Origin of the sequence: Rothia sp. HSID18069, from assembly GCF_003989155.1 — a bacterium.
Lineage (GTDB): Bacteria > Actinomycetota > Actinomycetes > Actinomycetales > Micrococcaceae > Rothia > Rothia aeria.
On the sequence record NZ_RBMG01000002.1, the window covers coordinates 415,954 to 438,560 of the forward strand.

General features: G+C 52.7%; 21 protein-coding genes, 1 tRNA gene and 1 riboswitch. Of the genes, 12 read left to right on the top strand and 10 right to left on the bottom strand.

The features are described 5' to 3' along the window. Positions 1–142: 142 nt before the first annotated feature. Positions 143–259, top strand: a riboswitch (SAM riboswitch). 5 nt (positions 260–264) lie between these two features. Then, a complete protein-coding gene (locus tag D8M41_RS07555; protein ID WP_126926717.1) occupies positions 265–2,412 on the top strand; it encodes an AMP-binding protein in 2,148 nt (715 codons plus the stop codon). A 125-nt stretch (positions 2,413–2,537) separates the two neighbouring features. Here the strand turns inward: D8M41_RS07555 and D8M41_RS07560 are convergent, their stop codons facing one another. Further along, on the bottom strand, positions 2,538–4,280 hold the full coding sequence (locus D8M41_RS07560; RefSeq protein ID WP_126926718.1) for an MFS transporter: 1,743 nt from the start codon (positions 4,278–4,280) through the stop codon (positions 2,538–2,540). Between the two features lie 296 nt (positions 4,281–4,576). Between D8M41_RS07560 and D8M41_RS07565 the strand changes: the two genes are divergently transcribed. Further along, entirely contained in the window at positions 4,577–5,269 is a 693-nt protein-coding gene (locus D8M41_RS07565; protein WP_126926719.1) for an SDR family oxidoreductase, read from the top strand. A gap of 108 nt (positions 5,270–5,377) precedes the next feature. Continuing rightward, positions 5,378–5,695 carry an acylphosphatase gene (locus D8M41_RS07570; RefSeq protein WP_126854264.1) on the top strand — a complete coding sequence of 106 codons (318 nt, stop codon included), beginning with the start codon at positions 5,378–5,380 and terminating at the stop codon, positions 5,693–5,695. A gap of 131 nt (positions 5,696–5,826) precedes the next feature. Here D8M41_RS07570 and D8M41_RS07575 read toward each other — a convergent pair whose 3' ends face one another. Next, positions 5,827–6,411: a GNAT family N-acetyltransferase gene (locus D8M41_RS07575; RefSeq protein ID WP_126926720.1), complete on the bottom strand. Its 585-nt coding sequence runs from the start codon at positions 6,409–6,411 to the stop codon at positions 5,827–5,829. A gap of 186 nt (positions 6,412–6,597) precedes the next feature. Between D8M41_RS07575 and D8M41_RS07580 the strand changes: the two genes are divergently transcribed. From D8M41_RS07580 to D8M41_RS11975, 7 genes are all read left to right on the top strand, one after another. Then, entirely contained in the window at positions 6,598–7,179 is a 582-nt protein-coding gene (locus tag D8M41_RS07580; RefSeq protein WP_023133587.1) for a peroxiredoxin, read from the top strand. After that, positions 7,179–7,709: a carboxymuconolactone decarboxylase family protein gene (locus tag D8M41_RS07585; protein ID WP_023133585.1), complete on the top strand. Its 531-nt coding sequence runs from the start codon at positions 7,179–7,181 to the stop codon at positions 7,707–7,709. The genes D8M41_RS07580 and D8M41_RS07585 overlap by 1 nt, the downstream gene beginning before the upstream one ends. 132 nt (positions 7,710–7,841) lie before the next feature. Then, positions 7,842–8,285 (top strand): GNAT family N-acetyltransferase, encoded by a 444-nt coding sequence (locus tag D8M41_RS07590; RefSeq protein ID WP_126926721.1) that lies wholly within the window; start codon positions 7,842–7,844, stop codon positions 8,283–8,285. A gap of 518 nt (positions 8,286–8,803) precedes the next feature. Next, a complete protein-coding gene (gene merR / locus D8M41_RS07595) occupies positions 8,804–9,196 on the top strand; it encodes an Hg(II)-responsive transcriptional regulator (protein ID WP_001863748.1) in 393 nt (130 codons plus the stop codon). Between the two features lie 28 nt (positions 9,197–9,224). After that, positions 9,225–10,865, top strand: coding sequence for a mercury(II) reductase (gene merA, locus D8M41_RS07600; protein ID WP_001031935.1), 1,641 nt, complete (start codon positions 9,225–9,227; stop codon positions 10,863–10,865). A 159-nt stretch (positions 10,866–11,024) separates the two neighbouring features. Continuing rightward, a complete protein-coding gene (locus D8M41_RS11970; protein WP_238693495.1) occupies positions 11,025–11,621 on the top strand; it encodes a transposase family protein in 597 nt (198 codons plus the stop codon). Positions 11,622–11,627: 6 nt separating this feature from the next. Then, a complete protein-coding gene (locus tag D8M41_RS11975) occupies positions 11,628–12,347 on the top strand; it encodes a transposase (RefSeq protein ID WP_238693496.1) in 720 nt (239 codons plus the stop codon). 282 nt (positions 12,348–12,629) lie between these two features. Here D8M41_RS11975 and D8M41_RS07610 read toward each other — a convergent pair whose 3' ends face one another. Continuing rightward, complete coding sequence (locus D8M41_RS07610; protein ID WP_238693497.1) at positions 12,630–13,511, bottom strand: MFS transporter; 882 nt, start codon at positions 13,509–13,511, stop codon at positions 12,630–12,632. 108 nt (positions 13,512–13,619) lie between these two features. Continuing rightward, a complete protein-coding gene (locus tag D8M41_RS07615) occupies positions 13,620–14,237 on the bottom strand; it encodes an L-alanine-DL-glutamate epimerase (protein ID WP_126926722.1) in 618 nt (205 codons plus the stop codon). Between the two features lie 208 nt (positions 14,238–14,445). Between D8M41_RS07615 and D8M41_RS07620 the strand changes: the two genes are divergently transcribed. Beyond that, a complete protein-coding gene (locus D8M41_RS07620; protein ID WP_006888541.1) occupies positions 14,446–15,249 on the top strand; it encodes a trimeric intracellular cation channel family protein in 804 nt (267 codons plus the stop codon). Between the two features lie 660 nt (positions 15,250–15,909). Here the strand turns inward: D8M41_RS07620 and D8M41_RS07625 are convergent. The 4 genes from D8M41_RS07625 to D8M41_RS07640 all read right to left on the bottom strand — a co-directional run bounded on the left by D8M41_RS07625 (position 15,910) and on the right by D8M41_RS07640 (position 19,174). Further along, positions 15,910–16,413 carry a CoA-binding protein gene (locus D8M41_RS07625; RefSeq protein ID WP_126926723.1) on the bottom strand — a complete coding sequence of 168 codons (504 nt, stop codon included), beginning with the start codon at positions 16,411–16,413 and terminating at the stop codon, positions 15,910–15,912. Next, entirely contained in the window at positions 16,413–17,891 is a 1,479-nt protein-coding gene (locus D8M41_RS07630; protein WP_126926724.1) for an O-acetylhomoserine aminocarboxypropyltransferase/cysteine synthase family protein, read from the bottom strand. Before D8M41_RS07630 ends, D8M41_RS07625 begins: the two co-directional genes overlap by 1 nt. 317 nt (positions 17,892–18,208) lie before the next feature. Continuing rightward, positions 18,209–18,661 (bottom strand): hypothetical protein, encoded by a 453-nt coding sequence (locus tag D8M41_RS07635; RefSeq protein ID WP_126926725.1) that lies wholly within the window; start codon positions 18,659–18,661, stop codon positions 18,209–18,211. 141 nt (positions 18,662–18,802) lie between these two features. Further along, positions 18,803–19,174 carry a hypothetical protein gene (locus D8M41_RS07640; RefSeq protein WP_126926726.1) on the bottom strand — a complete coding sequence of 124 codons (372 nt, stop codon included), beginning with the start codon at positions 19,172–19,174 and terminating at the stop codon, positions 18,803–18,805. A 616-nt stretch (positions 19,175–19,790) separates the two neighbouring features. On the opposite strand from D8M41_RS07640, the gene D8M41_RS07645 reads away from it, so the two are divergent. Then, positions 19,791–21,170: a hypothetical protein gene (locus tag D8M41_RS07645; RefSeq protein WP_094758592.1), complete on the top strand. Its 1,380-nt coding sequence runs from the start codon at positions 19,791–19,793 to the stop codon at positions 21,168–21,170. Between the two features lie 542 nt (positions 21,171–21,712). On the opposite strand, the gene D8M41_RS07650 is transcribed toward D8M41_RS07645, so the two are convergent. Both D8M41_RS07650 and D8M41_RS07655 read right to left on the bottom strand, forming a co-directional pair. After that, positions 21,713–21,799: transfer RNA gene (locus D8M41_RS07650), tRNA-Ser, on the bottom strand. A gap of 143 nt (positions 21,800–21,942) precedes the next feature. Further along, entirely contained in the window at positions 21,943–22,560 is a 618-nt protein-coding gene (locus tag D8M41_RS07655; protein ID WP_094758591.1) for a TetR/AcrR family transcriptional regulator, read from the bottom strand. Positions 22,561–22,607 lie beyond the last annotated feature (47 nt).

Sequence of the window (22,607 nt, forward strand, 5' to 3'; positions counted from 1 at the left end):
CTGGGGTGTATGCGACGCGAGAGCTAATCTCTGGGTGCGGGATCAAACAAATATTGCGGAATGTTACGAACATGGTGTGCACACACGCAATATGACGGGATGCCTTTGCACCTGCGCCAGCTACAGGGTTTACTAGATTGGTAATCCATCTAGAGCGACCGAGAGACCTGGCTCGACGACGTCGCAGCAACCTCGCCTGCGGTGGCGCATCATGCGCCCTTATAACGCCGAAGGTGCTAACGCCAGCAACCGATGGGAGATACTGTGGGACTGCCCAGCCCCTTCTCGTTCACAAACCCGCTAGCCCCTACCCCCAACCCCGCGCATGAATCTGACGAGGCGCGGGTAGCGTTCTGGGAAAAACAAGCCGAGCGCCTAAGCTGGGGCAAGGCCTGGGACAACGCACACACCTTCCAGAAACCGCAGGTTATCGGAACCGATGCTGAGGGCATCGAAGAATACTCCGTACCCGAGATTAAGTGGTTCGAGGGCGGCAAACTCAACGTCGCCTACAACTGCGTGGACCGCCACGTGGAGGCGGGCCGCGGCGACAAAGTAGCCCTCTATTTCGAGGGTGAACCCGGCGATCGTGAAGCTATCACCTACGCCGAACTGCAGCGACGCATCGCCCGCGCCGCCAACGGCTTGCTCAAACTCGGCGTGCGTAAAGGCGACCGTGTAGTAATCTACCTGCCGGTTATTCCCGAAACCATTATTTTCACGCTTGCGTGCGCGCGGATCGGCGCAATTCATTCGCTCGTGTTCGGCGGGTTCTCGGCGGAGGCGCTGAAGTTCCGGGTGGAAGACACCGGCGCGAAGGTTCTGATCACCACCGACGGGCAGAACCGCCGCGGCAAGGTCGTGCCTGTGAAGGTGAACGCCGATGAAGCATGCTCGGGTGAGAACAATATCGAGCATGTGATTGTGGTGGACCGTACAAGCGCCGCAGACCCCGTGGCGCACGTGCAGGTTCCGTGGACGGCCGGGCGCGATATTTGGTACCACGACCTGGTGGACGATCAGCCCGATACCCATGAGTACGAGCTGCACGATGCCGAAGACCCGCTGTTTATCATCTATACCTCCGGCACCACGGGCAAACCCAAGGGCCTGGTGCACACGATGGCAGGGTATTTGGTGCAGACCGCATATACCCACGCGCTGCTGTACGATCTGCTGCCGGATTATGTGGATGACGACGGGGTGCTGCGCCCCGATGAGCTGTCTGCCGTGAACGATCCGGCGAAGGTTGAATCGACTGTGCACTGGTGTACTGCCGATCTCGCGTGGGTGACCGCGCACACCTATGAAATCTATGGTCCGCTCGTGAATGGGGTGACCGAGGTTATTTTCGAGGGTACCCCCAATACTCCGCATTATGGCCGCCATTTCGAGGTTATCGAACGCTATGGCGTCACCAACTATTACACCGCTCCAACCCTGATTCGTTCCCTCATGGGGGCTTTTCCTGACGGCCCCGAACCCGGAAAATACAACTTCTCATCCGTGCGTCTGCTCGGGTCTGTGGGCGAGTCCATTAACCCTCAGGCGTGGAAGTGGCTGCGCAAGCACGTGGGTGGGGGTACCGCATCGTTTATTGATACGTGGTGGCAGTCCGAGACCGGCTCGACCATCTGCTCCCCACGGCCACACGACCCCGCCTTCGCGCCCGAAGGGACCTTCCCCAAAGGTACCCCGCACTGCACTCCCCTTCCCGGATGCGCCACCCGCGAAGTCCCCGGCGTCTCGGTGCGCGTGGTGGACGAGCACGGTGACTTCGTTGAGCCCGGCAAACAGGGCTTCATTGTGGTTGATAAGATCGGCCCCTCCATGGCGCGCACTGTCTGGGGCGACCCGCAACGCTACCTGAATTCCTATTGGAAGCACTACGGTACGCGCGGCTGGTTCCTCGCCGGTGACGGTGCGAAGGTCGATGATGAGGGCAACGTGTACATTCTGGGGCGCATCGACGATGTGATCAACATTTCTGGGCACCGCCTTTCGACCATCGAAATTGAGTCTGCGCTCGTGACGCACCCGGCCGTGGTGGAGGCTGGCGTGTGCCCCGTGGAGGACGAGCTAACTGGCCACCAGGCAGTCGCCTATGTGACACTCACCGACGAAGGTCGGGCACTCACCGAAGATGAGCTGAAGACTGCACTCACCGAGCATGTGCGCGAGCATATTGGTCCTATCGCTAAACCCAAGGATGTGGTCGCGGTCGCCGATATTCCTAAGACTCGTTCAGGGAAGATTACCCGCCGTCTGCTGGGTGAGCTCTACCAGGGGCATAAGCTGGGCGATATTTCTTCGCTTCAGAATGAGGAGGCGCTCGGCGCTATCGCACAGGTGCTCGTGGACACCGGGCGAGTAGACCCAGAGGCGTTCGCCGAGGATCAGGCGGCAGCGTAGGGAGCGTATCGCCGAGCGGTATGCGCCCTCTTTCGAGAGCACACTGGATAAGAAGCAGCGCATTACATATTGGGAGCGGTTTCTTGATGAAGGAACCGCTCCCGCTTTCGTCTTGTTGCGTATCGTTAGGGTTTTGAGCCTGTTTCTGCCCCTTCATCAGAGGGCTCTGGATCCGATTCGCCGGTGGCTTTAGGGGCTTCCGCGCTGGAAGTCTCGCCGGGGTTTTCGGCGCTGCTATTTTTGGTACTGGTGTTTTCGCTGCTGGGCGCATCCGAAACGTTCTGCCCGGATGCCCACGCGCCTTTATCTACCGGCTTGGCGAAGAAGAGGCACGCGACCATGCCCACGGCGGCCAGAGCCAGCGCCAGAATCAGTGAGTCGTTCATCGCGGTGGCAATAGGTTCACGCAGGAAATCGGGAACCTGACCGCCGGACATCCCTTCACCACTGACGGCGGGGGCGCTCATAGCGCCTCCGCCTGCACCGGCACCTGCGGGACGCATCCGCTGCATGGCCTGTGTAACCTGCTCGGTAATCAGGCCGCCCATGAACGTGGCAATACCCGCCGAACCAAGCACACTGGCAACCTGGCGAGTCTCGTTATACACGCCCGACCCGGCACCCGCTAAACGAGGCGGCAGGTTGCGGGTTGCGGTCACCGCCAGCGGACCCCAAATCATGGAGTTGCCAATACCCAAAATCGCAAAGGGTACAAGCAGAAGCGCGAGGGACTGATCCGCCGTCATCAAAGCGCGCAGAACAACAAATCCAACCACCAGCAGGGCAAACCCCGAAACGGCGTACCATTTGGGGTTTGACGTACCCAAACGTTTACCAACCAGCGGAGAGAGAGCACCCGAGAACAGAGCGAGCGGGGCGGTCATGAGTGCCGCCTGGGTGGGGCTCATACCGCGCACCTGCTGGAAATAAATGGTGGTTGGGAACGCCAGCGTCAGGGTGTGCGCGCCCATCGCCGCGATAGCAATATTAGACACCGAAAAGTTGCGGTCTTTAAACAGTCCCAGCGGCACCAGCGGCTCTTTACGGTTAACGGCCTGCCACACGATAAAGAGGGTGAACACGATGATGCCCGCAATAATCATGCCCCATACGCTTACCGGGATTCCGGTTTCCCACAGCGAATCGGTGATAGTGCCCCAGTCGTAGGTAGAACCCTCCTGAATGCCGAAGACCATCAGGAACAGGCCGATAGCGGAGAGAACCACGCCCAGCCAGTCGAAGTTGTGCTGTTTGGAGGGAAAATGCGGGATATTCCGAACCGCCAGATAGATGCCGACCACGCCGATAGGGATATTGATGAAGAAGATCCACGTCCAGCCGGGGCCATCCACGAGCAGACCGCCAGCGATAGGACCCACGAGCGATGCGATACCGGCCGCCGCACCCCACACGCTCATCGCCACCCCACGTTTATTCGGCGGGAACATGAGCGTAATAATCGACATGGTTTGCGGGGTCATCAGGGAGGCGCCTATCCCCTGCACCACGCGCGCAACAATCAGCATCTCCACATTGGGCGAGAGCCCGCACCACAGCGAGGAGAGGGTGAAAACCACCATACCAAGCAGGTACATCTGCTTCTGCCCGAACCTATCGCCTAAGCGACCGGTAATCAGCAGCGGCACCGCATAGGCGAGCAGGTAGGCACTGGTCACCCAAATCACGGCGGAGAGCGAGGCGTTGAGCTCATGCTGCATATGGGGCAGCGCCACGGTGACGATAGTGGTATCGAGCAGGATCATAAAGAACCCGATCACGAGTGACCACATGGCAACCCACGGTTTCTCGGCGGCGTGTTCGATGGATGGTGTGTGTGGGCGCTTCTTCGGCGCGGCTTCTTCAGCCATAAATCCCCTGCCTCATCTTCTGTGCGGTACCGCCGAGCGATAAAAACCTAGCACTTCATCATAGCTCTGTTTGCGTTCGTGAACGAGTAGGCGATGGTGATCCTCGCAGCTGTGCCTTCCCGGTGAAGACGTGCTTTCTGACGTGCCGCGCCCGTGGCAGCGAGTCTGCTGTTCCGGTGTGTGCAGGCCGCACCCGCCCGTTTTCTCTTTACGCGGAAGAGGCGCGTGTAGACATCACTACCCAGCGCACCTAGCCTGAATATGTAGGCTATTTTCACCAACATACGGAGGAGACGATGGCTGTTGTAACGATTATTGGCGGGCACGGGAAAGTTGCGCTTCTGGCCGAGCCGCTGCTGGTGGAGCGCGGGCATGCGGTCAATGCGCTTATTCGCAGGCCGGAGCAGTCAGAGGATATTGTCACGCGCGGGGCGAACCCGGTGGTCACTGACATTACCGCGTTGAGCACCGAGGAGATGGCGAAGCTTTTGACTGAGCTGGGTACCGAGGTGCTGGTGTGGTCCGCCGGTGCGGGCGGCGTCGGCGGGCCGGAACGCACCTACGCGGTTGACCGTGACGCCGCGATCCGGTCGATGGATGCGGCGCGGCTGGCCGGTATTAAACGGTACGTGATGGTATCGTACCTGGGCGCGGGTTCCGGGCACGGCATTGGCCCTGATAACAGTTTTTACGCCTACGCCGAGTCGAAGGCGATCACCGATGAGTACCTGCGCGGCTCGGGGCTGGATTACACGATCCTGGGGCCGGGGATGCTCACCCTTGAGGAGGCAGGCGGCATTACCCTGGGGATTGAGCCCGCCCACACGCCCGGCGCCGAATCTAATACTCCGCGGGCCACCGTTGCCCAGGTGCTGGCGGCGGTTATTGAGGACCCGTCCACGGTTGGGAAGGCGCTCCCGTTTATTGGCGGGCCCACCCCGATCGCTCAGGCTCTCGCGTCGGCACCCAACAGCAATAAGCTGCGCTAGTACAGTCCCTGTATGTGTGGCAGGTGGCGGCCCGGATTCGTGCAATCCGGGCCGCAGTTTTAGATAATGGCTATGAGCACGAGTAATGACCGGTAAAGGGGCGTCCGTATGGGCTTCTTCAGCTATTTCACCGATAAAACCGCGCCCGAACCTGCCGAGGCGCAGCTCACCGCGTACGTGAGCGGGCGGGTGCAGGGGGTGGGGTTCCGCTGGTGGTGCGCTGGCACCGCCAAACCGATGGGTTTGAGCGGGTACGCCGAGAACCTGGACGATGGCCGTGTGAAGGTTATCGCGCAGGGGACCCGCGCCTCCTGCGAGCGCCTGCTGGATGCGCTCAACTCGGGTGATACGGCTGGGCATGTGGACTTTGTGGATGCCACCTTCAGCGAACCGCAGGGCACGTTCAAGGGGTTCGGGATCCGGTAGCGCCCCTCCACTCCCCATGCTAAAAAGGCTCTTTATGTGAATAAAGCGTTAGAAACTCCGCTTTATTCACATCAAGAGCCTTTTTACGCGACGGAAGCGGCGAGAGAGGCCAAGATACGTACACCCAACGCCTAATCACGCCAGATTTCAGCGAATTGGGTGCGGGTCATGGTTGCTTGCCGCACGGCGACAGCCTTCCGGTTGCCGTACTTATCGGGGCGGGCCGCGCTGGTGCTGGTTCCGTCGGTAATATTCGTAAACCCGGCTTTTACCGCCACCCGTTCGGATGCCGCGTTTCCCACTAGTGCTGCCCATCCGATAGTGTCTAGTCCCAGCCCGAGCGGGTCGAAGCCGAAGCCGAGGACGGTGCGTACCGCATCGGTCATAATGCCGCGTCCGCGCATCTGGGCAGCTGTATAAAACCCTAAGTCTGCGTATGTTCCGGGCGCGTTTGCGGAGCCTTCGGGCAGGCGCAGGGAGATAGCCCCCGCGAGCACCCCGCTGTCATCAATGGCCCAGGTGAGTTCACGCCCGGCTGCTGCGGCGCGCTGGGTGAAGGTGAGGAAGGTTTGCGCGTCGTCGCGTGTGTAGTTCAGGGGGACGGTGGTCCATCGCACGGTTTCGGGGTCGGTGCAGATCTGTACCAGTTCGTCGAGGTCAGCTTCACGCAGGGGCCTGAGGGTGAATTTTTCGGTGATGAGTTCAGGAATTTTCATGGCACGAGTATACACACACCATAGAGTGATACAAAACACATACTCAGAGGCCCTTGCCGCCTTGTAATTATGAATTACTCATAATAATATGGAGTTACTTCCCCTTCGAGGGCACCAAAAATACAGTTTCCGAAAGACCGCACACTATCGTTCGGGAGCTTCACACCACAACCTGAAAGGGCATAAATGGCTGTACTATCCATTGGCGACCAGTTCCCCGCTTACGAGCTGACCGGCGTTGTTCCCGGCAAGCTCGCCGAGATTGAGGCAAACAAGCCCGAAGATTACTTCACCACCGTTTCCTCCGAGGGTCTGGACGAAGACACCTGGCGCGTCGTATTCTTCTGGCCCAAGGACTTCACCTTCGTCTGCCCCACCGAAATCGCCGCATTCGGCAAGCTCGCCGATGAGTTCGAGGCACGCGACTGCCAGGTTATCGGCGTATCCGTGGATAACGAATACACCCACTACGCATGGCGCCGCTCCCACGAAGAGCTCGTAGATCTGCCCATCGTCATGGCATCCGACCTCAAGCGCGAGCTCACCAGCGCCCTGGGCATCCTCAACAAGGACGGCGTGGCAGACCGCGCAACCTTCATCATCGACCCGCACAACACCATCCAGTCGGTGTCCATTACCGCAGATTCCGTCGGCCGCAACACCGACGAAGTGCTCCGCCAGCTGGATGCGCTCCAGTCCGACGAACTGTGCGCCTGCAACTGGAAGAAAGGTGCAGAAACCATCGACGCCTTCAAGGAGATGAAGTAATGAGCATCGAGAACCTGCGTAATGCACTGCCTTCCTACGCGAAGGACATGAACCTGAACCTGTCTTCGCTGCCGCGCATCACCTCGCTCACCGAGCAGCAGCTCTGGGGTGCAATCCTGGCCACCGCAGCGGCAACCAAGGTTGATTCCGTTATCGTTGAGATCGCAGCAGAGGCGAAAGAGCACCTGAGCGACACCGCCTACGATGCGGCACTCGGCGCGGCAACCATCATGGGGATGAACAACATCTTCTACCGCACCCGCGGCTTCCTCGACGGCGCCTACGACGATCAGCGCGCAAACCTGCGCATGCAGATCATCGGTAAAAATGGCGGTATCGACAAGCTCGACTTTGAGATGCTGGCGCTCGCAGTTTCTGCCGTGAACGGTTGTTCGCACTGCGTGGCTGCCCACGAGCACACCATCCGCGAGGAGGGCGCCTCCAAGGAGCAGGTTAACGACCTGATCCGCATTGCAGCAACCTTGGGCGGCGTGGCGCAGGGTATCCAGCTGGCCGAAGCCCTGGGCTAAACACACAGGCCCCGTTGGCCTCACAGCGCAGACATCTCGTCTAAAAGGCTCTTCTCCCGAACCAACCGGCGTCTTTGACGCAAGCTAATGGGAGAAGAGCCTTTTAGTGCGCGAGCGTAGGATAATGTGGGTATGCAGTACAGTATTTTGAACGCCGAGAATTCCCTGCCGAGCACCGAAGAGCTCGTTGAGCTGTACGATGCGGTGGGCTGGAGTGTCTACACTCGCACACCCGAACGGCTGGTTCCTATGCTGGATGGGTCGCGGTACCTCTATGTGGCGCGTGAGAACACGGCTGAAGGAGCCGAGCGGCTTATCGGTCTGGTACGTGCGGTGGGTGATGGACAAACCATTGCGTATGTCCAGGATCTACTGGTGCACCCGCAGGCTCAGCGCCACGGCATCGGGTCGGCGCTGCTGGGAAAAATCATCGCCGATTTTGACCGGGAAGGCATTCGCCAGAGGTTCATCACTACAGATATTGTGGACACACCCGTCATCGAGCTCTATCGGCGCTTCGGCTTCACTCCGGTGCAGGATAACGGTTGCGTGACCCTCGCGAAGTATGTATTTTAGAAACTAGCACACACCACAGAACTGGAAGGGGCTAAGACCTATGACTGCATACAATGACAAATATTTTGAAGAAATGCGGAGGCAGCCAAAAGGGGAGAATTTACCCCCGTTCCTAATACTCTACTCACCGGGGAAGAAGCTCGGCAGTCTGCTTTGGCAATGCTCAAAGCGGCAACAGGAACTGATGATTATACAGAGCTCGTTAAGATGACTCGCGGCCGCCGCAAGCTCTCAGAGCAGAAAGAACAAGCATCTCAACACTCACCAGTACTGCATATGCGACTGCCTGAAGAACTTAACAAGGGTCTTCGGAATATATAGTGGAATTACTTTCTTAATAGTTTAAAAACAACTGGTGTTTAAATCGGATTTTCTGGTGGGATGTTAGGATAATCAATAGTATTATATAAAAGTATCAATCACATACGAGTGATACTTTGGGAAAAAAATAAAATAGTCCAATTTACTTGACCGTGTACTATGGTACATGGTTTATAATATTCAGGGGGTGAAATAAGATGATTTATCGCATTAGTGAGTTTGCAGATAAATGTGGAGTTAATAAAGAAACGATCAGATATTACGAGCGAAAAAATTTATTACAAGAACCTCACCGAACGGAAGCTGGTTATCGGATATATTCATATGATGACGTTAAGCGTGTTGGGTTTATTAAACGAATACAGGAACTTGGTTTCTCTTTAAGCGAGATTTATAAATTACTTGGTGTTGTAGATAAAGATGAAGTTCGTTGTCAAGATATGTTCGAATTTGTTTCTAAAAAACAAAAGGAAGTGCAAAAACAAATAGAGGATTTAAAACGAATTGAAACTATGTTAGACGACTTAAAACAACGATGTCCAGATGAAAAGCAATTACATTCGTGTCCAATAATAGAAACATTAACATGAGAGATTAATTAACGAAAGGAGCTTTTTTATGAATAAATTTAAGGTAAACATTTCAGGAATGACTTGTACGGGTTGTGAAAAACACGTAGAATCAGCACTTGAAAAGATAGGTGCTAAAAATATTGAGTCTAGTTATCGTCGTGGTGAAGCAGTATTTGAACTGCCCGATGATATTGAGGTTGAAAGTGCAATAAAGGCGATTGATGAAGCAAATTACCAAGCCGGAGAAATTGAAGAAGTATCATCACTAGAAAACGTGGCGTTAATTAATGAAGACAATTATGACCTTCTTATTATTGGTTCTGGTGCTGCTGCCTTTTCTTCGGCAATTAAAGCTATAGAATACGGTGCAAAAGTTGGAATGATTGAGCGTGGAACGGTTGGGGGAACCTGTGTGAATATTGGCTGTGTTCCGTCAAAAACTCTTCTTAGGGCAGGGGAAATCAATCATTTATCAAAAGACAATCCGTTTATAGGTTTACAAACATCCGCTGGAGAAGTGGATTTAGCTAGTTTAATCACGCAAAAGGATAAATTGGTGAGCGAACTTCGGAATCAAAAATATATGGATTTAATTGATGAATATAATTTTGATTTAATTAAAGGTGAAGCAAAATTCGTTGATGCTAGTACGGTTGAGGTCAATGGGGCAAAGTTATCTGCAAAACGCTTTTTAATTGCAACAGGTGCATCGCCTTCGTTGCCCCAAATTTCAGGACTTGAAAAAATGGACTATTTAACTAGTACAACACTTCTTGAGTTAAAGAAAATACCAAAACGATTAACTGTAATTGGTTCAGGATACATTGGAATGGAGCTTGGACAACTATTTCATCATTTAGGTTCAGAAATAACGCTTATGCAAAGAAGTGAGCGACTTTTAAAGGAGTATGATCCTGAGATTTCAGAGTCAGTTGAAAAAGCGTTAATTGAACAGGGTATAAACCTTGTCAAAGGGGCAACTTTTGAGCGTGTTGAACAAAGTGGAGAGATAAAAAGGGTTTACGTAACAGTAAATGGCAGTAGAGAAGTCATTGAATCAGATCAGTTACTTGTTGCCACTGGAAGAAAACCAAATACGGATTCTTTAAATTTAAGTGCAGCAGGTGTTGAAACTGGAAAAAATAATGAAATCCTGATCAATGATTTTGGTCAAACAAGTAATGAAAAGATTTATGCAGCAGGAGATGTGACTTTAGGACCACAATTTGTATATGTAGCAGCCTATGAAGGTGGAATTATTACTGATAATGCTATTGGTGGATTAAACAAAAAAATAGATTTATCGGTAGTTCCTGCTGTTACGTTTACGAATCCGACGGTTGCAACGGTTGGTTTAACAGAAGAACAAGCAAAAGAGAAAGGGTATGATGTGAAGACATCTGTATTACCTTTAGATGCTGTTCCAAGAGCAATTGTAAACCGTGAAACAACCGGTGTATTTAAACTAGTAGCAGATGCAGAAACACTAAAAGTATTAGGGGTTCATATTGTATCTGAAAATGCAGGAGATGTCATCTATGCAGCATCATTAGCTGTTAAATTTGGCTTAACGATAGAAGATTTAACAGAAACCCTAGCACCATATTTAACAATGGCTGAAGGGCTAAAATTAGTTGCACTTACGTTCGATAAAGATATTTCGAAATTATCTTGTTGTGCAGGCTAAGGGAACTTTTTTACAACTCCCTATTCAAGTGAACCAGCTAATGCTTTAAGGGATTTTCTAAGTGAATTTGTGGTCACAAAAATAATTTAACACTGATGATTTCGACATCAAATCTATAATTGATACCTTAACACCGCAGAGTAATAAAGGATGAATAATATGTCAGACTTATTATCCCTACCAGACATTAAAACAATAGAACCGCCACAAGAAAATGAAACCGATATGATGTTTAAAGTTGAAGCAGTCGGACCACCTGAACGTTGTCCTGAATGTGGTTTTGACAAGTTGTACAAACACAGTTCAAGAAATCAACTAATTATGGATTTGCCCATTTGTTTAAAGCGAGTGGGCTTACAATTGAACCGTAGACGATACAAGTGTCGTGAATGCGGATCTACCTTCTGGGAACGCCTAATATCTGTAGATGAAAAGCGTAGTATGACCAAAAGGCTTTTAAAGTCCATTCAAGAGCAATCCATGTCTAAGACCTTTGTAGAAGTCGCAGAAAGCGTTGGTGTTGACGAGAAAACCATTAGGAACGTTTTTAAGGACTATGTGGCACTCAAAGAACGTGAATACCAGTTTGAAACTCCTAAGTGGCTTGGGATAGACGAGATACATATTATCCGTAGACCTCGGCTTGTATTGACTAATATTGAACGCAGGACTATTTATGACATCAAGCCTAACCGTAACAAGGAAAAAGTCATCCAACGTCTTTCAGAAATCAGTGACAGGACTTACATTGAGTAAGTCACAATGGATATGTGGAAGCCCTACAAAGACGCAGTGAACACTATCCTTCCACACGCTAAAGTTGTCGTAGATAAGTTTCATGTAGTTAGAATGGCTAATCAAGCCTTAGATAACGTCAGAAAGTCTTTGAAAGCCCATATGAGCCAAAAAGAAAGACGTACCCTTATGCGTGAAAGGTTTATCCTTCTAAAGCGTAAACACGATCTAAATGAACGTGAATCATTCCTCTTAGATACTTGGTTAGGTAATCTTCCTGCTTTAAAAGAAGCCTATGAACTCAAAGAAGAGTTTTACTGGATATGGGATACTCCTGATCCAGATGAAGGTCATCTTCGTTATAGTCAATGGAGACACCGTTGTATGTCCAGCAACTCTAAAGACGCATATAAAGACCTCGTGAGAGCCGTAGACAACTGGCATGTTGAAATATTCAACTACTTTGATAAAAGGCTCACTAATGCTTATACGGAGTCAATTAACAGCATTATTAGGCAGGTAGAGCGAATGGGTAGAGGTTACTCGTTTGATGCCTTACGAGCCAAAATCCTTTTCAATGAGAAGCTCCATAAAAAGCGTAAACCACGATTTAATTCAAGTGCTTTCAATAAAGCTATGTTATACGATACTTTCAATTGGTATGAAGTGAATGATCACGACATTACAGACAACTTAGGTGTCGATTTTTCCACACTTATTAAGAATTTGGAGAAGGGTGATTTATAAGCCCTTTTCCACCATAAAATCCGAATACCCCTTAACAATACTATCCGAGACCTAGCATCTCAACGAGGACAAAGCACCTCTGAAGTTGCCCGCGAACTACTTGTTAAGGGGCTAGCGGCAGCTTAACTTAAAGTGAATAGGGGGCAGTTGAATCAGCTGCTCCCTCTTACTCTCAATCCCTGAGGCACCGGGCTATACCCAGAGTTTTACCTACGCAAGTTCAGATGCAGATGCGAGTAGGACAATAAATTCTAAGCCGCTTCCTGCCTCTGAGGTTGTTCCTTAGGCTTTTTCTGCGGGTGCTTTCGGGAAGCCCATCACCGCCGAGAGCAGGACGAACGCACAGATAATAGAGACCATCAGAATCGTCCTCTCCCCCGGAATCACCGCGAGCAGGAGCGAGGAAATAATACCGCTTCCATATTGGAACGACCCTAAGAGTGCCGCAGCGGAACCGGCGATGGCAGGTTCCACAGAATTTAGGGCGGCGGCGTTCGTACAGGCGGCAACGATGCCGTTCATACTAAACACCAGGAACACCGGAACCGCTACACCCCACAGACCACCCACATCCGCAGCAACAGTTATCACGGCGAGTATAGAAGCCGCCCCGGCAACCGCAGTCGAAATACGCAGCAGAAAATCCAGACTATAGCGCTGCACAAATCGTCGATTGAAACTGCTGAGCACCATCACCCCGATAATATTCACGCCGAAAAGCAGACCGTAATAGCGCGGATCAACCCCGAACCGCGTAATATACACACTCGACGATGCCGTGATAAAAGCGTAAATCGCCACGTAAAAGAAACACACGCACAGCACGTACCGCATAAAAGTGCGGCGGCGCAGCAGAAGCGGATAACTTCTAAACGCCGCAAGTACCGTACTACTTTCACGCTTATTCTCAGGCAGACTCTCAGGCAGGAAAAAGACCAAAAGCAGAATAACGGCACTGATGGTCACAATAGCCCAGAAAGTCAGCCGCCACCCACCCGATACCACCAGAAACCCGCCAAGAAGCGGCCCGGCAATCGGCGCAATCGCCATAATAAGCACAAGAGTAGAAAGTACCTGTGCCGCACGCACGCCCTGGTACATATCACGCACGATAGAAGAGTATTGTGGGGTTTTACCCGCACAGGTGAAAACTGCGGGCGTCACGAGCGTTAAGAGCCCCCCCCCACTCCCCCATGCAGGTGGTGCGCATAACTTGTGTATATTGTGCATAGATTAGGTAGGCCACCTATAAAACCACTTGTCAGATGAATTTTAGACCGACCGGAGCGCCGCGTCCCAGGTGGAGGCGAGGCGCACCGCGGCGGCGGCGAGCGCATCCAGCTCACTGGCGTAGACCGGAGTGGACCGCACACCCGCGCACCAGTCAATCGTGCCCAGACCCAGCCAGGGTTTGCCGGGGAAGAACTCGCGCCGCAGCGCCACCCGGCGTTTCCCCAAAGCTCGACGACCGGGCACATAACCACCGCGGCTAATGAAAAATTCATCCCTGCGTTTAGCGAGAACCTGCTGATCCAGCACCCGCAGAGCGTTAACCCAGCTGGGTTCCCCCGTCTTGGGCAGGTCGGTTAATTCGGGATATTCCTCGTCACGCTCGGTCACGCTCACACCCAGAATGTACTGATACCGCACCTGATCCAGCCCGTCGGGAAGGCCACGGTCGGCGCTCTGGACCGTCCCGCACAGATGCCGTGCCACGGGCTCGCCCGCCAGGTTCACGCCCATCAGCGGCAGCTCGGGACCGTCAAGATACAGCCCCACCGCGCCGGTTCCCGTAATATTTGGGCGCACCGACCAGCCAGGCAGACCCCGCTCTAGCACCGGGCGCACCCGCTGAAGAACCTCAAAAACCTGCTCACGTGAAACCGCCATGGCGTTCCTCTCAGCACTTTCAACCTGCGTTTACTTTCTTCCATTGTCTCGCACGGCTCCGGTGTATGTGGCACACCACAAACCTGCGGGTATCGTAGCGGCAGCACACGCGGTAAGATAGCAGACGTTGCGCCTAAAACTGCGGGCCGTATCCGCCCTTATGCGACCTATATTATTCGCCGTACCTCACCCCGAAAGGAGTCAGACCGTGCTCAGCACCATCGAGCCCGAGACGCTGTTCCGCGTCGTAGATATTGCAGCCGTGGTGGCTAACGGCCTGCTCGGCGGAGCAGTGGCGCGCGCCCTGCGGTTTGACATGGTGGGCTTCTTGCTGTTGGCGGTTGTCTGTAGCATGGGCGGCGGCATGATCCGTGACGTGCTGCTGAACGCGGGGCTTCCGATAGCGCTCACCGACGGCTGGTACTGGGTGGGTGCTATTACCTCGGCGGCTTTGGCGTATGTGCTGGATCTGAGCTCGAATTGGGCCACCCGCGCCCTAGTGGTCGTGGACTTTCTGGGTATGGGCTGCTGGGCGGCTACCGGCACCATCAAGTCCCTTACCCTGGGGCTGCACTGGCTCCCAGCTATCGCGCTGGGTGTGACCACGGCGGTTGGCGGCGGGGTGATCCGTGACATTATGGTGAACCGCATCCCCGCTATCTTCGGCGGAAACTCGCTCTACGCCACGGTGGCGTTCGTGGGTGCCGCCGAGACCGCAATCTGTTTCAAGATACTGGAACGCCCTAACGTGGCGGTCGCCGTGTCTGTGCTCACCTGCACGGTATTGGGGATTGTGGCGCGGTGGCGCGACTGGCGGCTGCCGATGCCTACCACACTGAAGGTTCAGCGCCCGCGCCTGCTGGACGTATTCCGCCGCGACCACGAACACCTTGAGAACGAGGGCTGGGCACCGGGCACGCCGCTCACAAACCAGCTGGATGTGATTACAGAGGATCAGATTCAGGCGTACCGCGAGCAGCTGCACCGTGAACGGGAACAACGCGGCGACTAGCCACCGGTTCACACAGACCCTGTCCGCCCCGGCGGTAAACCGTAAACCTTTTACACCGGGAAGAGGCACACCGTCATATTAAACCCCGAAAACTAAAAGACGGCTGGGTGTTCATGTGTGCCAAACGCCCCGCCGTCACAAAAGTACCCTGCGACCGCCGCGAAATCCTTTAGCCGCAAGGTACTCGTATTAGCATACCCCATATGCCCACCATTTTCTAAGGATAGGCTCCGTGCGGCAGCGATACGACCGCGCTAAAACACCCCAACCAGCCCTATTTTCGGCCCTCCTGACCCGTCCAGCCTTCTTCCGCTGGCAGAGGGACAGCATCATCACAATATCTTCCCAATATCATCACAACTTTTTTGTGAAGATGTTGTTATGACGCTTGTTGTCGTTGCGTCTCATAGAGAAAAACCCCTGATATTTCAAGGTTTTTGCGACTGTTTGGTTACCCCAGTATCTTCACAATTTTTTGTAATGATGCTGTGAAGACGTTGTGATGATAACCAGCCAAGCACCCCAGATGCGGATCATACCCCCCCATTTCTGTAGGGTAGGAAGATGCGCACCTTATCACACGAGAGCGGCGGCCATTTGGAAGCTTATTACTCCCAAACAGCCGCCGCTTTGAAGATTAGGCCTGTGACAGTCGCCGAGTTACACCGTGACCTGTCGTTTCGAGGAAATCACGCCGGTATTGAAGCCCGCAAGGTGCAGGCCGCCATGGAAGCGTGCGTGCTCGATCTTCACGCATCGGTCCATGACCACGTTCAGCCCAGCTGCCTCACCGATAGCGGCAGCTTCCTCATTCCACGAGCCCAGCTGCATCCACACGGTCTTTGCGCCCAGATCAACCGCCTCCTGAACCACACCCGGGAGGTCTTCATTGCGGCGGAAAATCTCGACGAGATCGGGCACCTCAGGTAGGTCCTGAAGCGAGGCGTACACCGGCTGCCCCAGCACGGTCTTGCCTTTCGCCGCAAGAATCGGGTTCACAAAATACACCGTATACGGCGACGAAGACAGCAGGTAAGTTGCCACAAAGTTTGAGGCGCGCGAAATCTTATCGCTCATCCCCACAATCGCGATCGTGCGGGTATTGCGCAGAATGTTCAGCCGCTCGGGGGCGCTCGGGCCTACCCAGGTACGTTTCTCAGTCATTAGTTGCCCTCCTTCGCGGGTGCATCCTTGGACTCTGAGGCGCCCGAAGCTGCGGTGCTCTTCGGCAGCGCGCAGGCGGCACCCTGCTGCGGGTCAGCCTCTTCGGCGGTGAGAGCCTCTTGCGCCGCAACGAGCTTATCAGCACTGGATTCTCCCACACGTTCACCCGCGTGGTTCAAGCCAGTCGCGTGGGTGAGCGCCTGGTCAAGGTCCCAAATAATGTCTTCAACATCCTCAAGCCCAACCGAAATACGGATCAGGTCTTCGCCCACGCCCGCCGCGGCAAGCTGCTCGCTGGAAAGCTGCTGATGTGTGGTCGAGCCCGGATGCAGCACCAGGGTGCGCGAGTCGCCAATATTCGCCAGATGCGATGCCAGCACGAGCGCGCTAATGAACTCGCCGCCAACCACGCGGCCGCTCGCCTTCTCGGTGCCCTTCACCCCGAAGGAGAATACAGACCCAACGCCCAGCGGCAACAGTTTTTTCGCGCGTTCGTGGTGCGCGTGCCCCGGCAAGCCTGCGTAGTTCACGTAGGCGATGCGCGCATCCTCAACCAGCCAGTCCACGACCTTTTTCGCGTTGGCCAGGTGCGCATCCATGCGCTGCGGCAGGGTTTCGACGCCCTGAAGCAGGTTGAATGCTGACTGCGGTGAGAGTGCGGGGCCGAAGTCGCGCAGCTGCTCGGAGCGCAGTTTTGTGAGGAACCCGTATTCGCCGAAGTTCCCCCACCACGAGACGTTATTGTACGAAGGCACCGGCTCGGTCATGAGCGGGAAGTTGCCGTTCGCCCAATTGAACCGTCCGCTCTCAACAACCACGCCGCCGAGGGTGGTTCCGTGCCCGCCCAGGAATTTGGTGGCGGAATGAATCACAATGTCGGCCCCGTGTTCCAGCGGGCGAATCAGGTACGGGGTTGAGATAGTGGCATCCACGACGAGGGGGACTCCCGCCTCATGGGCTACAGCGGCGAGCCCTTCAAGGTCTGCGATCTCGCCGGAGGGGTTGGCGACAACCTCCGTGTAGATTGCCTTGGTGTTCTCGGTCAGCGCCGCCTTGTAATCCGCGGGGTCGGTGCCTTCCACGAAGGTGGTTTCGATGCCGAACCGGCGCAGGGAGACATCCAGCTGGGTGACTGTTCCGCCGTACAGCTGGGAGGATGCCACAATATGGTCGCCTGCCTGGCAGAGCGCGGCGAAGGTGATGAACTCGGCGGCCATGCCGGATGCGGTCGCCACCGCCCCAATACCGCCCTCTAGGGATGCGATGCGCTCCTCCAGCGCGGCAACGGTCGGGTTCGATAGGCGCGAGTAGACGTTGCCGTACTTCTGCAGTGAGAAGAGGTTGGCGGCATCGTCGGTGTCTTTAAAAACGAACGAGGTGGTCTGGTAGATAGGGACCGCGCGGGCGCCGTGTTCAGCATCCGGGGTGCCGCCCGCGTGCAGTGCGCGGGTGCGGAATCCGAAAGTATGTTCAGCCATGCATGACTCCTGGTTGGCTTAGCGCAGCCGAAGGATGCGCCAAGGTCGAGGAACAGAGGTACTCAACCCTATACTGTGCCACCAGGCAGGGGCGTGCCAAGTGCGCGTAGCATTATGTCGTTTGTGTCGGTTTATGACACGGTGTCTCGCTCCTTGCCTTACTGCTCGCCTATTCAGCATGTCTGAAAATCGTCTTTTGTTTCGGTTTCAGAGGCCCCATAGGGTGAGGAAGCCGCCTGAAAAGCGGGAAACCATGTGCGTGTGTTCCGCACGCACTGCCTTTTTGGGATGAGGACTATGGCTTGATCGATTAGATTCTAAATAGGGTTGTCGTGCAGGAAGAAGTACCACATATCATCTATATCAGCATCATCAAATATATATTTATATTTTTCCCCAAACACGTATTCCTCGATGAACGAAGAGAAAGGGACAATTTTTTCGCCATCAACATTAAATGTTACCTGGTTATTGATTCTATTTAAAAAAATTGGCTCATATAAAACTTGTCCCGCTTCATACATAGAATCTTGCAAATTTTTTGGCGCCCTGTATTGTTTATCCAATATTTCTTCCGCGCCCCACAACTCTATATCCCCAAAAGACCCTCCGTTGCACAATAATAAAAACTGTTTATGTTCCAACGTCAAAAAAGAGTCTAGTTTCCCACTCACTTTATCAGCCCCTTGAGGAATATTTCCATATAAAGGAGCATCAGGCAATACGGACAAACAGTTTCTATAGTGTTTAACTATTTGAGATAAATCCATAGAAGCCTCCAGGTATATGTGTGGTCAATATTTTATAGCATCTGAGTCCAGAACTATTGTATATTAATATGCCAGTTTGAACATACGCCAGGTATTCCTGGGTTATTTTTGCGAACCAGAGCCTCCAAATTTTTAACTCAATCATTTTTGCGGATAAATTTGTAAATCCCATGAACACCATCCGCATACTAAATCCATTATTTCTAAAATGCGGTCTTCTTCGCTTTCTGTTTTTGCATCGGAACGAAGTTCTTCTAGCAATGAATATAATTCATCTTGGGACACATTCTCATTTTGCAGATTAATTAGATACTCCTTAATCTCCAATAGAGATGTTTCCTGATTTTTTATTATTTCTGATAATAATTTTTTATCATAATCACTGAGCATTATTGAATCCGTTTTTGTGGGCTTACGTCTTATAGGCTCAAAGGCATGATTATATCTTTCTAAAGTCATTCTTTTAGAGGCTTGAATTATCCGATATCCAGGTTTATCTGGAACATACTTCACATCATCGCCTAAGCCACTCGTATCAATTTACCAAACTGGGCCTTTAACAGTTCAGCTGCGTTCAGCAGGTCGTCTGTGAGAGAAGATCTTCAGGTGAGGCAGACGCAGATATGCCATTACTACCAGGTTCAACCATTCCACTCGCAGCTACAGTAATATCAATACCTTCACGAGCACTCACAGCTCAAACTGATAATTCAATTTTAGGGTATCCTCCATATAAGGATTATTCCTTAGAGGTGCACCCAGACCCTTAACCTCGCACTGGCGGGTATTCTCGGTTGCGCAGGGGAACATGTTTTGGTGTGGGATCTGAAAGCATGTTTAGCCATGAATGACTTCTGGTTGGCTTGGTAAGACTGGTGTACACGCCAAGGGGAAACAGAGGTACTCAACCCTATACTGTGCCACGTTCTCCGGATACGCCAAGTGCGCGTAGCATTATGTCGTTTGTGCCGGATCATGACGGGGCAGCTCTTCTCTTCTAGATAGTCTATTTGTATCCCTATAGTCAAACCTGATCTAATATAAAGTGATCAATGTCGAAACTAAAATTTTCTCACCTTGATCTTGAGAGCATTTATTCCACTCACTAGACCATTAGGAAGTCCTCAGAATGTACAATTCAATAACGCTCAAAGTTGAGTATCCTGAAACCCGTTCACTAGACAATATTCGTCGCATCTCGGGCTTTATCAAAGTCCGCGGGATGATAGATCTCATTACCGAGCTCGATCTAGACGCGAATCCACGCAGTGCAAAACGTTCCTCAGTTACAGCAGAGATTATCGAAACTATCCAGAAAACCCCCGAGCTATATCCTTTCAAATCAAAAGGAATTCTCTTAGGTGCCTCCGCCTTTCAAGAGTTAGGACGCGGCAGCTACGAGCTGAACTTTAAAGACCGCAAACTTGAGGGAATTCTTGACGGCGGCCATAACACGCTTGCTATCGGGCTGTACCTGCTGGCTGAGGCAGGAGTTCCCCACAAGGCTCTCGGCAAAGCTCGCACTTGGAAGGAGATGAAAAAATTATGGGAGAAGAATATTCTCAATCTTAAAAAGCTCAAAACCAAAGCAAGTCGATCCCATGACGCGATGGTTCCTGTAGAAATCCTTGTTCCCAACCATAGTGATGAAGAAAGCATTGATAGTTTTCTCTCTAGCATCCTGCTCATTTGTGCAGCACGCAACAATAATGTGCAGCTCAAAAATGAAACTATTGCAAATCAGGATGGGATATTCGACTCTCTGAAAGAGTCCTTACCAAACTATATTCGTGAGGCAATAATCTGGAAAACCAATGGCTCCGGGCGTATCCCGGTAGGTAATTTCCTATCACTCGTATGGGTTCCGTTAGGAAAGGTTGATTTCAGCAAGGTAGTAGACAGCGAAGGTAAATCCAAAAATATTACCCCGATACCCGGTTCCCAAGCCTATAGTAGCGTTAGTGAATGCATCAAACGGTACCAGGATCTTATTTCAGCAGATAGTATTTCTCAGAAGTCAGATGACATGACCACCTGGGAATTAAAGAGTATGCCTATTCAATCGGCCCTTGATATGGTCGAAGATGTCACCAAGGTTTATGACCTGGTCTACCAAGGGTACAAGGATGCGTACAACAGCAATAGGGGACGTTTTGCTGGTATTGACGCGGTAAAAACCGAATCCAGCAAAAATAAAAATAAGTACACTCTTTTTGCCGAACAACCTATTGAACATGAAGTTCCCCCTCGCGCCTATATGATGCCCATCATGTACAGCATGCGTGCAATCATTGACCGCGCAGCAGATGGAACCCTCAGCTGGGCGGTAAACCCGATTGAGTTCTACGGCAACAAAGAGAACCTAGCTCGCATTGTTGGAAGTCTCAAAAACATTATGGAATTAGTGGATTGGGATCCTCAAAACGTAGGCAAAAAGAATGCTTCTTATCAAGCCGTTGAAAATACCGTTAACACCATGAAACTGGAGTATCTGGCTAAGCACCGCTAATCACCCGCGCGAAGCAGAAACGATGGTTTTCAGCCGCTGAGGGACGTTATTCCTGCGCACAGCAATAAATAACGTTCCGAGGCTGGCGAGGCAACGAGCCAAATGAACCCGCGCCCGCTGCAAACTAGCACAGATCATTCTGAAGAATAAAGTAAGGATACCCGCCTACCCGGGAATACTCCTCGTTCTGCTCATACGAGAGAGTAAACACCTGAAGTGACATTCGTCTGCTAAATCCTCACCTATTTACCGTCTCCTGTGTGTCAAATCAACGATGTATTTGTTTACTGTATGATGCCGTCATACTATTCATCATCCGCACAATAGAATGATGGATAATACGATATGGGAGAGAATGATCGAAATATAACTTTAAGTAATCAGAAGATCCAGGGATGTGGTGTACTCAAGACGCTTAATGCACCTCATCACAAAGGCAGGTGTAGAGACACCGTGCCCACCCAGACTTCCCGGGAGGACACTCTGCACAAGAAACCCGCCGGGGGTTCGCATAAGTGCGAGACACCCGGCGGGTTCAGAAGCGGTGGTGGAGGGATTTGAACCCCCGTTGGCTTTTACACCAAACATCATTTCGAGTGATGCACCTTCGGCCGCTCGGACACACCACCAGCTTTAAGCTATTCTAACGCACCGTCTGGGGCATCGCAAAACCCCCTCAGACCTCCACAGCTGCCAGGGCCTATGGGGCTGGCCGCACTATAGCGGTCTGTTTTTCGTCCGTGCTGCGGCCTGCAAGTGGGCGGCTCTCTAGCTACCTACGGATGTACCCGTCCACCACCTGCATGACCGCGCGCGTGGCGTCTTCAGCGGTGCGGGGCGAACTGTGAATCACCCGGTCCATTGACAGCATATAGGCGGCACCAAAAATAGCGACCGAGGTGGAACGCACATCGTGGGCCCTGTCAATCATGTACCGTTTGCTCAGGGCAGCCACCCTGGCCTCAATAAAGTCCAGCAGGCTCTGACGGCTATCAACCATGCTCTCCGACCAGTCGTTCATGCTCTTCCACACCTCAGCTATCCACAGCCGGGCGTACCCCGGGCGGTCCTCAAGGTATTTCAGTGCCGTGTAGATGCTGGCCCTCAGCGCCTCACGGGGGTCGCTATGCATCTGAGCGGCGGCCTCCATCTGGCGTAGTAGCAGGTCGGTTCCGTACTGCAAAAGCTGGTCGATCATCGTTTTCTTCGACCCGAAATTGTAGTAGACGGTGCCCTTCGAAACGCCGGCAAGCTGCGCAACCTCTTCAACGGTCGCGAACTCTGGCCCCCGCTGTCCCATGATTTCCATGGCCGCGTTAAAAAGCTTCAGCTGGGTTTTGCTGGTGCGGCCGGGGCGACGAGTCGCGGCCTCGGCAACGGGACGCTGCAACGCTAAGCCCTCCCCTCCTGTGAGTACTATTACCTCTATACTATTAG

Excerpts from the sequence above, each read along its gene's own strand:
- D8M41_RS07560 (WP_126926718.1), bottom strand. The coding sequence starts at position 4,280 with ATGGCTGAAGAAGCCGCGCCGAAGAAGCGCCCACACACACCATCCATC.
- D8M41_RS07565 (WP_126926719.1), top strand. The coding sequence starts at position 4,577 with ATGGCTGTTGTAACGATTATTGGCGGGCACGGGAAAGTTGCGCTTCTG.
- D8M41_RS07570 (WP_126854264.1), top strand. The coding sequence starts at position 5,378 with ATGGGCTTCTTCAGCTATTTCACCGATAAAACCGCGCCCGAACCTGCC.
- D8M41_RS07575 (WP_126926720.1), bottom strand. The coding sequence starts at position 6,411 with ATGAAAATTCCTGAACTCATCACCGAAAAATTCACCCTCAGGCCCCTG.
- D8M41_RS07580 (WP_023133587.1), top strand. The coding sequence starts at position 6,598 with ATGGCTGTACTATCCATTGGCGACCAGTTCCCCGCTTACGAGCTGACC.
- D8M41_RS07585 (WP_023133585.1), top strand. The coding sequence starts at position 7,179 with ATGAGCATCGAGAACCTGCGTAATGCACTGCCTTCCTACGCGAAGGAC.
- D8M41_RS07590 (WP_126926721.1), top strand. The coding sequence starts at position 7,842 with ATGCAGTACAGTATTTTGAACGCCGAGAATTCCCTGCCGAGCACCGAA.
- merR (WP_001863748.1), top strand. The coding sequence starts at position 8,804 with ATGATTTATCGCATTAGTGAGTTTGCAGATAAATGTGGAGTTAATAAA.
- merA (WP_001031935.1), top strand. The coding sequence starts at position 9,225 with ATGAATAAATTTAAGGTAAACATTTCAGGAATGACTTGTACGGGTTGT.
- D8M41_RS11970 (WP_238693495.1), top strand. The coding sequence starts at position 11,025 with ATGTCAGACTTATTATCCCTACCAGACATTAAAACAATAGAACCGCCA.
- D8M41_RS11975 (WP_238693496.1), top strand. The coding sequence starts at position 11,628 with ATGGATATGTGGAAGCCCTACAAAGACGCAGTGAACACTATCCTTCCA.
- D8M41_RS07615 (WP_126926722.1), bottom strand. The coding sequence starts at position 14,237 with ATGGCGGTTTCACGTGAGCAGGTTTTTGAGGTTCTTCAGCGGGTGCGC.
- D8M41_RS07625 (WP_126926723.1), bottom strand. The coding sequence starts at position 16,413 with ATGACTGAGAAACGTACCTGGGTAGGCCCGAGCGCCCCCGAGCGGCTG.
- D8M41_RS07630 (WP_126926724.1), bottom strand. The coding sequence starts at position 17,891 with ATGGCTGAACATACTTTCGGATTCCGCACCCGCGCACTGCACGCGGGC.
- D8M41_RS07635 (WP_126926725.1), bottom strand. The coding sequence starts at position 18,661 with ATGGATTTATCTCAAATAGTTAAACACTATAGAAACTGTTTGTCCGTA.
- D8M41_RS07645 (WP_094758592.1), top strand. The coding sequence starts at position 19,791 with ATGTACAATTCAATAACGCTCAAAGTTGAGTATCCTGAAACCCGTTCA.